Raw genomic sequence first — 12919 nt, 5'->3', positions numbered from 1 at the left:
GCACCACCTAGGCAGCGGTGTCGCGGTCGACGATACGGACGAAGCCGTCGCCGTCGATATTCGCGGTGTCGCCGGTGTGAAACCAGCCACCCGTGAAGGTCTTCGCGGTGACCTCGGGCCGGTTCCAGTAGCCGCGGCTGACTCCCGGACCGCGGCACAGCAATTCGCCGGTACCGCGGCCGGCGTCGGGACCGAGGAGGGCCACCTCCATCCCGCCGAACGCGACGCCCACGCTGCCCGCGTGTGTCAGAGCGCACTCGTCGGGCAGCGCCAGGCCCGCCCCGCACGTTTCGGTCATTCCCCACCCGAGGAAGTGCCTGGCCGCAGGGAACGTCCGCCGGAGCAGTTGCGACTGCTCCAGGGACAGGCCGGAGCCGCTGTAGTCGATCCAGCGCACCGCGCGCCGGCCGAAACTCGTCACCCGCGAGTTCTCCACGGCCCGCAGGAGGACGGCGGGCGCCGCAGTGAGCACGTCGGCACCGGTGCCGCGCCACGACGCCGCGTCGGTGCTCCCGGTCAGCAGGACCGTTCCGCCCACCACCAGCGTCGAGAGCAGTTCGACGAGCGATCCGACGGTGTGCAGTTCGGGTTCGACGAGAAGATTCCGCAGTCCCTCGGAGCTGAACCCGCGCGCATGGAGCACGGATTCGATGGTCGAGAGGACGTTCTCGTTACTCAGCTCCACCCCCTTCGGGGACTCCGACGGCCCGGGCGTGTACGACAGCAGCACCAGCTCGTCGGGGCTCGCTCCGTCGTCGATGAACGAGATGCCCTCCGGCAGTTCGCCGTCGAGGATCAGTACCGATTCGCTGTCGGCGAGCACCTCACCGGTCTGCGCGTCGTCGAGTGCCGGGCTCACCCCGACCGGCACGCCGCCGGCCAGCAACACCCCGAGGAAGGCCTCGACCCAACGGACCCCCATGGGCTGCCGGACGGCGACGCGGTCGCCGATCTCGACGCCCTTCGACTTCAGCCCGCCGGCCACCCGCGCCGCGGACGTCCACAGTTGCGAGAACGTGAGCGACCGGCCACCGTCCTCCTCGACGGCGACCCGGCCCGCGTAGCGGTGCACGGAGATGTCGAGCAGCTCGGTGAGCGACGGGTTGAGCCCGCCGTACCGGAGCAGGCCGTCGCGACCACGGACCACCCGGTCGTCGTGGAAGAAGGGACCACTACTCGGGTACTCGACGAGGGACGACGGCATCTGCACCTCCGCTGACGACACTGCTGCGCGACCGGGACGTTGCCACGACTATATGACGCCCGTCACAGTTACGGGGAGCAGTTCGCCGACGCCTACCGCCCGCGGTACGTCGCCTTGCCCGGTCCGACGTCGAGGAAGCTGCGTACCGCACCCCGGAGGTCGTCGGTCTCGAACAGCGCACCCGACACGTCGGGCGTGATCGAGTCGGCGTGCGCGACCCCACCCGACCGCCACGCGGAGATGATCTGCTTCGTGGCGTCGTGTGCGCGCGTCGGCCCGTCCGCCAGGCGTGCGACGAGGGCGCGGGCCTCCGCGTCGACGTCCTCGTGGACGGCGTTGACCACGCCCCAGTCGCGCAGCGTCGCGGCGTCGTACAGGTCGCCGGTCATCACCAGTTCCCGGGCGCGGCCCGACCCCGCCCGCTCGGCCAGCCGCTGCGGTCCGCCCATCGACGGGGTCAGCCCCACCACCGTCTCGACCAGTCCGAACTTCGCCTTCGGTGCGGCGAGGATGATGTCGCAGGCGAGCGCGATCTCGAAGGCCGCGGTCAGCGTCAGTCCGTGCGCCGAGTACACGACGGGGCACGGCAGCGCCTCGAGCGGATGGCAGATCTCGGCGAACAACTCCTGCCACAGGTCCGCGCCCTGTTCCGCCGTGAGCCCGTCGAACACGTGGACGTCCACTCCTGCGGAGACCACCTTGCCCTCTGCGCGCAGCAGCACCGCGCGCGGCGGATCCTCGGCGAGCGCCGCGACGTCGGCCTGCACGGCGTCGAACATCGCCTGATCGAAGAGGTTGAGTGCGCCGTGGGCGAACGTCAGGATCGCGATCTCGGCGCCGGCGTCCGTATGGACACGCTCGAGTCGGGTGGGATGCGCGGCTGCAGGCTCAGTCATGCCGCCAGACTGCCACACGTGTTCCGCCTACGATCGGGGTGTGGACTCGCTGCGCGCGGCGCTGGCCGACGTCGTCGGAGAACGGTTCGTGACCGTGGACGCGGACGTGCTCGCCGCCCGGGCCATCGACCACACGGGGCGCTACAGCGGGCGGGCGAGCGCACTCGTCCGGCCCGCGGATGCCGCGGAAGTCTCGGCCGTGCTGGGCATCTGCCGCCGAGCCGGGGTGAAGGTCACTGTGCAGGGTGGCCGCACCGGACTCGAAGCAGGGACGGTGCCCGAGCACGACGACGTGTTGCTGTCGATGGAACGGCTGACCGCGGTCGGCGCCGTCGACCGCGAGAACCTGCGCGTCACCGTCGGCGCCGGGGTCACCCTCTCGACGCTCCGGAACGCCGCCGCCGACGCCGGACTGCTGTTCGGCGTCGACATCGCGTCCCGCGATTCCGCGACGATCGGCGGCATGGTGTCGACCAATGCCGGTGGGCTGCACACCGTGCGGTACGGACACATGTCGGCGCAGGTGCTGGGCCTGGAGGTCGTGCTCCCCGACGGGGCGATCGTGCGGCGCAGCATGCGGGTGGGCGCCGAGAACTGCGGATACGACCTGCCCGCGCTGTGGGTCGGCAGCGAGGGGACTCTCGGTGTGGTCACCATTGTCGACCTCACGCTCCGCCCCGTGCCCGAGTTCCGAGTGACCGCCCTCGCCGGCTTCGCGCAACTGCCCGGATTGATCGACGCCGCTCGCGTCGTCCGGCGGCTCGAGGGGGTCGACGCCGTGGAGATGCTCGACGGCCGCGGGCTCGAATTGGCCTCCTCGCGGCTGGGTTTCGCGGTCCCCACGGGTCTGCCGTGGTACCTCCTCGTGGAACTGGCCGGCGACCGCGATCTCACCGACGAACTGGCCGAGGCCCTGGCGCAGTGCGCTCCCGACGAGGAACCCGCCGTCGGGATCGATCCCGCAGGCCGCGCCCGGGTGTGGGCGGCGCGGGATGCGTTCGCGGAGGTGGTCGGATTGTTCGGGCCCCCGCTGAAGTTCGACGCCGCCCTCCCGCTGGACACCCTGGCCGCGTTCGTCGCCGACGCGGTCGCGCTGGTGACGAGCCGGGCCCCCGACGCGATCCCGGTGCTGTTCGGGCACGTCGCCGACGGCAACGTCCACCTCAACGTGCTGCGCTGCCCCGACGAGTCCGTGCTGTACCGGACGGTCACGGAACTGATCCGCGATCACGGCGGCAACATCGCCTCCGAACACGGTGTCGGCGCACACAAGCGCAACTACCTCGACCTCGCCCTCAGCCGCGAGGACATCACCGCGATGTGGACGATCAAGCGGGCGTTCGATCCCGCCGACTACCTCAACCCTGCAGTGATGTTTCCCGACTGGCTGCGTCGCCCGCACTGACTCCAGGCCTCTTCTCGCGCAACGGTCGCGCGAAACACACCGAGGCGATGAACCCGATCAGCAGGACGGCGGCGGGCAGCCAGATCGACTGCGACATCGCCGTCGCGAACGGCTCCTTCACGAATTCGGGCATCTCGCCGACGCCGGCCTCCTGGCTGTCGCTGTTCAGCCCCTGCGCGGACAGGCGGGCCGTGATGAGCGCGCCGATCGCGGCGCTGCCGAGGACGGCGCCGACCTGGCGGGTCGTGTTGTACACGCCGGCTCCGGCGCCCGCCTGATGGGGCGGAAGGTTGTGCGTGGCGGTGGCCGCGAGCGGCGACCAGATACACGCGTTGGCGAGACCGATCAGACCGATCGGCAGCAGCAGTTCCCAGATCGCCACGTCGGGCGACATGACCATGGCCAGCCAGCCGAGTGCGATCGAGAACAGCAGGAATCCGGCGCCCGCGATGTACCGCGGGTGGGTGCGGTCGACGAGCTTGCCGATGAACGGGGCGAACACACCGGTGAGAACGGCCATGGGCACGAGGAGCAGGGCCGATTTCGTCGGCGACAGACCCCGCACCGCCTGCGTGTAGAACATCAGCGGCAGGACCATCGCGGTGATCGCGAACCCCATCGCGGTGATCGCCACGTTGGCGAGCGAGAAGTTGCGGTCCGTGAACAGGCCCAGCGGCAGGAGCGGCTCGTTCTTGTTCCAGGACTGGTACCAGACGAAGATGCCGAGTAGGACGAGGCCGGCGCCGATCGACGCCAGCACGGTCGCCGACCAGTCGTAGGAGCTGCCTTCCTGGATTCCGAACACGAGGAAGAACATGCCGAGCGCACTGAGTACGACACCGGGGATGTCGAACTTGTGCTCGTGGGTCTCGAGCGCGGGCACCAGCCGCCAGGCCAGCACGAACGCGATCACGCCGACGGGCACGTTGACGATGAAGATCCACTCCCAGCCGAGATTGTCCACGAGCACGCCGCCCGCGAGCGGTCCCACCAGGGTGGCGACACCGGCGACGGCACCCCACAGACCCATCGCGGTGCCGCGGCGGTCCGGCGGGAACGTGCGGGTGATGACGGCCATCGTCTGCGGCGTCATCAGTGCGGCGCCCAGTCCCTGGAAGACCCGGGCGACGATGAGCATGGTGATGGTGCCGGACAGGCCGCACCACAGCGACGCCCCGGTGAACAGGACGAGCCCGATCAGGTAGATGTTCTTGGGACCGAACCGATCACCGAGTCGACCGGTGACCAGCAGCGGCACCGCATAGGCCAGCAGGTACGCGCTGGTGACCCAGACGACCTTGTTGATGTCGGTGTGCAGGTCGTTCATGATCGCCGGGTTGGCCACCGCGACGATGGTGCTGTCGACGAGGATCATGAAGAAGCCGATGACGAGGGCCCACAGGGCCGGCCACGGATTTCGATGCTCGGGTGGCGACGTGGGTGGTGCGGTGCGCTCGGTGTCCATCGTCAATCCTTTGCTGAACCGGATGGGATCCGGCGTGAGTGTGTCAGTCGTTCGAGAAGTTCCGGCGAAAGCCACGGAAGGGCTCCGGAGTCGATGTCGGCCACCAGGGCGCTGAGCCATTCGTGCTCCGCGCGGGCGACGGTGACGAGAAATTCGTTGCCGAGGAGGAAGATTCTGGGAGTCTCGGTGGAATAGGCGAGAGCGGCGGCGGTCTCGAGCTCGTCGATCTCGCGGGTGAGGTGATCGAGCCGTTCCCGGAGCAGTTCCACCACGGCGGGGGCGTCGACGTTGTGCGCCTCCGCCAGGGCGAGGGGAAACTGCGGGTACTCGTGCACCGGAGTGGCGAGCATGTCGCTCACCCGTTGGACGAGCGCCTCCCGGCCCGCATGCGTGACCTCGTACATGGTGCGTTCGGGCCGGTTTCCCGCCCGGTCGGTACCGGTGGTGCGCACCAGCCCTTCGCCTTCGAGCCTGCTCACGGTGTGATACAGCGAACCCGGCCGGATCTTCACGACGCGTCCACGCCGGGCGGCCGCGAGTTGGTACATCTCGTACGGATGCATCGTGCGCTCACACAGCAGACCGAGGATGGTGACACCGAGCGGGGTGAGTGTCACGGTCACCACCTTCCACTCCTCCAAGGCGAATACTCCACGTGGAATATACCGTCCGGGCCGATGGGGAACAAGCGGTTACCGTGGGTCCCGTGGACTCCCATCACCTCGACATCATTCGACTCGCCTGGTCACGCGAACTGGGATTGCCCGACGACGCACTGTCCACCCGGCCGGGTGCCGACGACCGCGCCGTCCGGGTGGACGACGACACGGACACGATCCGATTCCTGCGCCTGGGCGATACGTCCGCGCTCGTCGGACCGCGGTGGGCGATCGAGCGTGCCGACGGGCACACGTCGGCGGAACTGACCGAATCCGCGACCCTGCTCGCCCTCACCCAGGATCGGTCCGGACGGTGCGCCGGTCCCCTGGTGCTCGCGTTCGGCACCGACTACCAGGATCCCGCGACCGGGCAGCCACCGCTCGTCTCCCACGAACACGACCACGTCCGGCAGGTCGAGGAGGCGTGTCCCCCGGACGACGTTACCGAGGCCCATCTGGGTGACCGCGACCGATGGTTCACGATTCTCGACGACGCGCAGCAACCGGTCAGTTCCGCCGGGTACGCCGAGTTCCAGGGCTTCCTCGCCGATGTCGGCGTGCTGACGGCGCCGGAGTTCCGGCGCCGGGGACTGGGCGCCACGGTCGCCGGGATCGCCACCGACGACGCGCTCGACAGCGGCCTGATCGCCCAATGCCGTTCACCCCGCGACAATCTGGCCTCGCGCGCGCTCGCCGCCCGCGCCGGGTACCGGGAACTGGGAACGTACGCTGCGGTCACGATCTCCCGAAGTACGCTCTGAGACACATCGAAAGACGGGGACGAGTCGACCATGACAGACCGAACGGCGGAACCGCACAGCACGGAAGGCGCCTACGTCGAATCCGGCGCCGAGTTCACGCGCGACACCCACTACATCCCCACCCGCATCACGGCCGACGGCCGCGACGGCTATCCCGTCGAACCCGGCCGCTACCGTCTCGTCGCCGCCCGTGCGTGTCCGTGGGCCAACCGCGCGATCATCGTGCGGCGACTGCTCGGACTCGAGGACGTGTTGTCGATGGGGCTGTGCGGCCCCACCCACGACAAGCGCAGCTGGACTTTCGATCTCGATCCGGGCGGGCTCGACCCCGTGCTGAAGATCCCGCGCCTGCAGGACGCGTACTTCGCGCGTTTCCCCGACTACTCGCGGGGCATCACCGTGCCCGCGATCGTCGACGTCCCCACCGGGCAGGTGGTCACCAACGACTACCCCCAGATCACCCTGGATCTGTCCTCGGAATGGACGCGGTACCAGCGTGAGGGCGCGCCCGACCTCTACCCCGAGCCGCTGCGCGACGAGATCGACGAGGTCGCCGATCTCGTGTTCCGCGACGTCAACAACGGGGTGTACCGGTGTGGTTTCGCCGGATCACAGGACGCGTACGACTCCGCGTACGACCGCCTGTTCGCCCGCCTCGACTGGCTCGAGGACCGACTGACCGACCGCAGGTTCCTCGTCGGGGACACGATCACCGAGGCGGACGTGCGCCTGTTCACCACCCTGGCCCGCTTCGACGCCGTCTACCACGGACATTTCAAGTGCAATCGGAACAAACTCGACGAGATGCCCGTGCTGTGGGGTTATGCGCGCGATCTCTTCCAGACACCCGGGTTCGGCGACACCATCGACTTCACCCAGATCAAGCAGCACTACTACATCGTGCACACCGACATCAATCCCACCGGGATCGTGCCGAAGGGTCCCGACCTGTCCGGCTGGCTCGAACCACACGGGCGTGAACAGCTGGGCGGCAGGCCGTTCGGGGACGGCACACCGCCACCTCCGCCGAAGCCCGGCGAGGACGTCCCGGCCGGGCACGGGGCGTGATGGGCCGGTCTACGAGCCGGTGTAGGTGCCGAAACTCCAGAACACGCCCTCGGGGTCGCGGCAGGTGAATCCGCGCGATCCGTAGTCCTCGTCCCGGAGTCCGCGGACGATCGTGGCACCGGCGGCCACCGCGCGCTCGTGGAGGGCGTCGGGGTCGTCGACCACGAGGTACACCGAGCCGGTCCCCGGCGGCAGGTCGCTGATGACCGAGTCCTCACTGGGCGAGCCGAGCATGATCCCGCCGCCCTTCGGCCAGCCGAGTTCGGCGTGATCGACCCGGTCGCCCTCGCCGTACACCGCCTTCTCGGCGAATCCGAAGGCGTCGACGAGGAAGCGGATCGCGGCCCGCGCATCGCGGTAGACGAAGGTGGGCCACACACATGTGGATTGCGTCGAAGTAGTCATGTCATCACTCTGCGCCGTCGTCGTGGTAGGGGTCTTGGACGAATGAGAACGGGTCGATCTCGCGCCACCGCGACGGTGCGACGCCCGCGAGGTCGCGCCAGTCCCGCGCCATGTGGGCCTGGTCGTAGTAGCCGCACACCGCGGACACGTCGGCGAGCGTCGCCCCGGCAGCACCCTTGAGCATCCGGTGCGAACGGTGGAAACGCGACAACCGCACCACATCCTTGGGCGTCACGCCGTACTCTGCGACAAATTTGTTCACCAGATGCCTTCGGCTCCAGCCGACCTCGTGCGCGACGTCACCGACCCGGGTGCCCTCGCCGGCGACGAGCAGATGCCAGGCGCGGGTGAGGTGCGGGTCGATCTCGGCCGGCGCCGCGCGGCGAGTCAGGACGTCGTCGAGGATCGCGAACCGCTCGTCCCAGCCCGGTTCGAGGGACAGCCGTTCGGTCAGTTCCCGCGCGTCGGGACCGAGCAGTTCCTCGAGCCCGACGACCCAGGAGCCGAGGGCGGCGGTGGGCACCCTCAGTAGCGCCCGGGCGCCGAGAGGGCTGAGCGCCAGTTGGACGCCGTGCTGGTTGCCGTCGTGCCGGATCGTCACCGGTGCCGTGGCGATGCCGCTGGCGAGTGTGTCGTAACGACCGGGCGCCTGCTCGGGCGTCGCCTGGGCGGCGATGTCGAGCGGCTCGTCGATCGTCACGACCACCGTGAGAGAGGGCGACGGCAGACCGAGGTGGATTCCGGGCTCGAAACCGGCCAGCCGATAGCCGTCGTATCCCGTGACCAGCGCGCGTAACGGTGCCGCCGGACGCCGGAAGGCCCCGGACGACACCGCGGTATCGCTGTCGGCGACGCTCACGAAACCAGCCTAGGCACCGGTGCCGACACCGGCCACACCGTTCCCTCACCTACAGTCGGTGCCAGCACACTCGAAGCACACGGCGAGACGGGAGTCCCGATGGCTGGCAATGGTGGACCGGTGGAGAAGGTACTGGTCTCGGTCCTCGACAACGGAAGCCGTCTCCAGGCGCCCGCGGTGGCCAGGTACGTCGAATGGGTCCGGCGCTCGCACCCCGGTGAGTCGCCCGCGCAGATCATCGAGCGCATGGAGAAGATGTTCCTGCTGGCCGTGACGGGCAGCGGCAGCGCGGTCGGGGCCACCGCCGCCGTTCCCGGGGTCGGTACCATCGCGTCCATCGCGGCGGTGGGCGCCGAATCGGCGTTCTTCCTGGAAGCGGCGGCGCTGCTCACTCTCGCTGTCGCATCGGTGCACGGCGTCTCCGCCGTCGACCACCAGCAGCGGCGCGCACTCGTCCTGTCTGTGGCGCTCGGTGAATCGGGCATGGAAATTGTCCAGAAGGCGACGGGCGTGACCGCGAAGAACTGGGCCAGCGCCATCACCAGCCGCATACCCGGCCCCACGATGAAGGGCATGAACAACACCCTGGTGCGCAAGTTCATCACCAAGTATGCCGCCCGCCGCAGCGCGCTGGTCCTCGGCAAACTCGTGCCCGCCGGCATCGGCGCGGCCATCGGCGGCGCAGGCAACCGGGCCATCGGCAAGGGTGTCGTCAAGAACGCGCGCGAAGCGTTCGGGCCCGCCCCGGCCCGCTGGCCGGACGAACTCCGCGCGATCGAGGCCTGACCTAGTGGGCGAAGTGCTGTTCCGTCGAACGCCCGCCGCCCTTCTCGCGGAGTTCGGCGCACACTTCCTCGATCGCCTCGGCGACGAGGGATCCGAGATCGGCGCTGAAACCCTCGCGCACGACGATGCGCAGGACCGCCACGTCCTCCGCGTCGGCGGGCATCGTGTAGGCGGGCACCTGCCACCCCCGCGCCCGCAGCTCGTGTGACACGTCGAAGACCGTGAACCCGGGGTCACCGACGAGTTCGAACGCCACCACCGGAATGTCGGTGCCGTCCGTGATCAGGGTGAAGCCGTCGATCTCGGCGATGCGTTTGCCCACGCGAACTGCGGTGTCGCGCAACGTCTGCATGATCGACCGGTAGCCGGCCCGGCCCAGTCGCAGGAAGTTGTAGTACTGCCCCACCACCTGATTGCCGGGCCGCGAGAAGTTCAGGGTGAACGTCGGCATGTCGCCGCCCAGGTAGTTGACCCGGAACACCAGCCCCTCGGGAAGGTGTTCCTTGTCGCGCCACACCACGAACCCGATCCCCGGGTACGTCAATCCGTACTTGTGACCACTCACGTTGATCGAGGCCACGCGCGGAACCCGGAAGTCCCACAGCAACTCCGGTTGCAGGAAGGGGACGACGAAGCCACCGCTCGCCGCGTCCACGTGGATCGGCACGTCCGGGCCGCCGGACGCGGCAAGTTCGTCGAGAGCGTCTGCGATCGCGGCCACCGGCTCGAGCTCCCCCGTATAGGTGGTGCCCACGATCACGACCGCTCCGATCGTGTTCTCGTCGACCGCATCCCGAACCTGCTCCGGCGTGATGACGTAGCGGCCCTTCTCCATCGGCAGGTACTTCGGCTCGACGTCGAAGTACCGGCAGAACTTCTCCCACACCACCTGGACGTTGCTGCCGAGAACCAGATTCGGTCGCGCAGTGTCCTTCCCGGCCGCCTCCCGCTTCGCCCGCCACAGCCACTTGAGCGCGAGACCACCGAGCATGACCGCCTCGCTCGAACCGATCGTCGAGACGCCGGTGGCGCTGGACGGGTCGGTGGTCGACAGGTCGGGAGCGTGGAACAGATCGGCCACCATCGACACGCAACGGGACTCGATCGCCGCGGTCGCGGGATACTCGTCCTTGTCGATCATGTTCTTGTCGAACGTCTCGGCCATCAGCTTGTCGGCCTCGGGATCCATCCACGTGGTGACGAACGTGGCCAGGTTCAGCCGCGAACTGCCGTCGAGCATCAACTCGTCGTGGATGAACCGGTACGCGGCCTCGGGATCGGTTTCCTCGTCCGGCAGCCGCAGCGCCGGAAACGGATCGATCGAGAGGCGCCCCGTGTAGGCGGGAGAAATGACGTCGCGATGGTGATGGTGGTGCTTGCTCATGTGCGTCCCCAATCGATTGGTTTCAGCATGCGCCGTCGCAGACGCCCTGTACGTCAGTTGGTGAATCTCGGCACGGCAGCCCAGTAGGGTCGAAACAGTTCCATTCGATTGTGGCAGGGGAGGACGGGTTGACCACAGCAATCCCGGGAAGTTTCACAGCACCGATCGAGGTGCGGGGGCTGTCGAAACGCTTCAAGAACGTCGACGCGGTCACGGACCTCAGCTTCTCCGTGCCGCAGGGATCGATCACCGGATTCCTCGGGCCCAACGGGTCCGGCAAGACCACGACCCTGCGGATGATCCTCGGTCTCGTGAAGCCGACGTCCGGCGCCTCCACGGTTGCCGGTGTCCCGATTCGCCACCTCGTCGACCCCGCGCGCACAGTCGGCGCCGTCCTGGATTCGCAGAGCCTGCACCCCAACCGGACGGCACTCGACCACCTGAAGGTGTACGCGTCCGCGATAGGGGTACCGGACGCACGCGCCCTGCAGGTGCTCGCGCTCGTCGGGCTCGAGGACGTCGCCGGGCGCAAGGCGGGCGGCTTCTCCCTCGGCATGCGTCAGCGGCTGTCGCTGGCGACGGCGCTGCTGGGTGATCCGCGCATCCTGATCCTCGACGAACCGGCCAACGGACTCGACCCCGAGGGCATCGCCTGGCTGCGTGAGTTCTTGAAGGGCTTCGCCGCATCCGGCCGGACCGTGCTGATCTCGAGTCACATCCTCCGCGAAGTGGAGCAGACCGTCGACAATCTCGTGATCGTCAGCCGCGGCTCCCTCGTCTATCAGGGACGGATGGAGGAACTGCGCAAGTCGCAGCAGAGCCGGTTGCTCGTCGCGTCCTCGAGCCCACCCGCGCTGGCGACCGCCCTGGCCGCCAAGGGCATCGTCGATGCCCGGTCGCTCGCGGACGGACGCCTCGCCGTCGTCGGCGCGTCCCTCGAACTCGTCGAGTCCGTCGCCGCCGAAGCAGGGGTCACGATCTTCGGCGCGGTCGGCGATCACATCGACCTCGAGCAACTCTTCCTGTCGATGACTGCGGGTCAGTACGTGGCCGGAGCGAGCGCCGCGGCGCCCTCGGGGTACGGCCCACCGCCGACGTACTCACCCCAGCCCGGGTACGCACCTCCCGGGTACGCCCCACAGCCGGGTTACGGTCCGCCTCCCGGGTACGCCCCACCACCGGGCTACGGTTCACCACCCGCACACCCTCAGCACGGTCCGATCTCCGGAGGTCCGCGATGACAGCGCTGCTCACCGCAGAATTCCGCAAGGTCACCACCCTGCGGTTCTGGTGGATGCTCGGTCTCGCACCGCTGATCGTCGGGATGTTCTCGAGCGCGATCACCCTGCCGGTGATGCGTGCGTTCACCGACGCGTTCGAGGCCGATCCGGGCGAGGCCAACCTCGCCGCCACCCTGTTCGGGCTGGCGGTCGCGGTCGCCCTCGTCGTCCTGTTCGCCGCGCTCTTCGGGGCGGTGAACGTGGGCACCGAATTCCGGTACAAGACGCTCACCACCACGTTCCTCACCGCTCGCGGCCGGGACGGGGTGATCGGCACCAAGCTCGCCGTCACCGCGGCCTTCGGCTTCTTCTACTGCCTCGTGGTGGAGGTGGTCAGCGTCGCCCTGCTGCTGACGTTCGGCGGTGACACCTTCGAACTGCGCGGATCCCTGTTCGCCATGCTCGGGGCCGCCCTGATCTGCGGGGCGCTGTGGGCGCTCATCGGCGGCGGGGTGTCGATGCTCACCGGCTCGTCCGTCGGAAGCTGCATCGCCCTGGTGGTCTGGTACACCCTCGGCGAGATGATCCTCCGCTCGATCCTCAGCGGGATCGGCATCGGCGCCGTCGGCAGTGTCCTCCCCGTGTCGGCCACCCTCGGGACGGTCGCGAACGCGGCCGCCGGCAACGAGATCGACTGGCTGACGTTCTGGCCCACGGCACCCCTCGCCCTGCTCGTGTGGACCGCGGTCTTCGTCGGCGGCGGCTGGGCGCTCACCCGGCAGCGCGACATCACCTGACACGGCGCCG

Annotated in this window: 13 protein-coding genes; 6 read left to right on the top strand and 7 right to left on the bottom strand. The window is 68.8% G+C overall.

The features are described from left to right. Positions 1 to 7: 7 nt before the first annotated feature. Both G9373_RS17000 and G9373_RS16995 read right to left on the bottom strand, forming a co-directional pair. Positions 8 to 1204: a long-chain fatty acid--CoA ligase gene (locus tag G9373_RS17000; RefSeq protein ID WP_120659372.1), complete on the bottom strand. Its 1197-nt coding sequence runs from the start codon at positions 1202 to 1204 to the stop codon at positions 8 to 10. 92 nt (positions 1205 to 1296) lie between these two features. Continuing rightward, a complete protein-coding gene (locus tag G9373_RS16995) occupies positions 1297 to 2100 on the bottom strand; it encodes an enoyl-CoA hydratase/isomerase family protein (protein WP_005574841.1) in 804 nt (267 codons plus the stop codon). Between the two features lie 40 nt (positions 2101 to 2140). Here G9373_RS16995 and G9373_RS16990 point away from each other — a divergent pair, with 40 nt between their 5' ends. Next, positions 2141 to 3505 carry an FAD-binding oxidoreductase gene (locus G9373_RS16990; RefSeq protein WP_242323174.1) on the top strand — a complete coding sequence of 455 codons (1365 nt, stop codon included), beginning with the start codon at positions 2141 to 2143 and terminating at the stop codon, positions 3503 to 3505. On the opposite strand, the gene G9373_RS16985 is transcribed toward G9373_RS16990, so the two are convergent. Together G9373_RS16985 and G9373_RS16980 are read right to left on the bottom strand one after the other, a co-directional pair. After that, positions 3459 to 4970, bottom strand: coding sequence for an MFS transporter (locus G9373_RS16985; protein ID WP_005574839.1), 1512 nt, complete (start codon positions 4968 to 4970; stop codon positions 3459 to 3461). The two genes, G9373_RS16990 and G9373_RS16985, sit on opposite strands and share 47 nt — an antisense overlap. Positions 4971 to 4972: 2 nt before the next feature. After that, positions 4973 to 5596, bottom strand: coding sequence for a PadR family transcriptional regulator (locus tag G9373_RS16980; RefSeq protein ID WP_242323175.1), 624 nt, complete (start codon positions 5594 to 5596; stop codon positions 4973 to 4975). A gap of 71 nt (positions 5597 to 5667) precedes the next feature. On the opposite strand from G9373_RS16980, the gene G9373_RS16975 reads away from it, so the two are divergent. Further along, the gene (locus G9373_RS16975) at positions 5668 to 6390 is read left to right on the top strand and encodes a GNAT family N-acetyltransferase (protein WP_054245425.1); all 723 of its coding nucleotides are present in this window, start codon (positions 5668 to 5670) and stop codon (positions 6388 to 6390) included. A 30-nt stretch (positions 6391 to 6420) separates the two neighbouring features. Continuing rightward, positions 6421 to 7458 (top strand): glutathione S-transferase C-terminal domain-containing protein, encoded by a 1038-nt coding sequence (locus G9373_RS16970; protein ID WP_005574836.1) that lies wholly within the window; start codon positions 6421 to 6423, stop codon positions 7456 to 7458. Between the two features lie 9 nt (positions 7459 to 7467). Here the strand turns inward: G9373_RS16970 and G9373_RS16965 are convergent, their stop codons facing one another. Together G9373_RS16965 and G9373_RS16960 are read right to left on the bottom strand one after the other, a co-directional pair. Next, complete coding sequence (locus G9373_RS16965; RefSeq protein WP_043794081.1) at positions 7468 to 7863, bottom strand: VOC family protein; 396 nt, start codon at positions 7861 to 7863, stop codon at positions 7468 to 7470. A 4-nt stretch (positions 7864 to 7867) separates the two neighbouring features. Continuing rightward, positions 7868 to 8722 carry a helix-turn-helix domain-containing protein gene (locus tag G9373_RS16960; protein WP_120659374.1) on the bottom strand — a complete coding sequence of 285 codons (855 nt, stop codon included), beginning with the start codon at positions 8720 to 8722 and terminating at the stop codon, positions 7868 to 7870. 99 nt (positions 8723 to 8821) lie between these two features. Here G9373_RS16960 and G9373_RS16955 point away from each other — a divergent pair, with 99 nt between their 5' ends. After that, positions 8822 to 9508 carry a hypothetical protein gene (locus tag G9373_RS16955; RefSeq protein ID WP_037202977.1) on the top strand — a complete coding sequence of 229 codons (687 nt, stop codon included), beginning with the start codon at positions 8822 to 8824 and terminating at the stop codon, positions 9506 to 9508. Position 9509: 1 nt separating this feature from the next. Here G9373_RS16955 and G9373_RS16950 read toward each other — a convergent pair whose 3' ends face one another. After that, entirely contained in the window at positions 9510 to 10892 is a 1383-nt protein-coding gene (locus G9373_RS16950) for a glutamate decarboxylase (RefSeq protein ID WP_065490217.1), read from the bottom strand. Positions 10893 to 11020: 128 nt separating this feature from the next. Here G9373_RS16950 and G9373_RS16945 point away from each other — a divergent pair, with 128 nt between their 5' ends. Next, the gene (locus G9373_RS16945) at positions 11021 to 12133 is read left to right on the top strand and encodes an ABC transporter ATP-binding protein (protein WP_054245428.1); all 1113 of its coding nucleotides are present in this window, start codon (positions 11021 to 11023) and stop codon (positions 12131 to 12133) included. Next, complete coding sequence (locus tag G9373_RS16940; protein WP_054245429.1) at positions 12130 to 12909, top strand: ABC transporter permease; 780 nt, start codon at positions 12130 to 12132, stop codon at positions 12907 to 12909. The genes G9373_RS16945 and G9373_RS16940 overlap by 4 nt, the downstream gene beginning before the upstream one ends. Positions 12910 to 12919 lie beyond the last annotated feature (10 nt).

This window comes from Rhodococcus sp. A14 (assembly GCF_011603105.1).
GTDB lineage: Bacteria > Actinomycetota > Actinomycetes > Mycobacteriales > Mycobacteriaceae > Rhodococcus_F > Rhodococcus_F opacus.
This window is presented reverse-complemented; position numbering and strand designations above follow the sequence as displayed.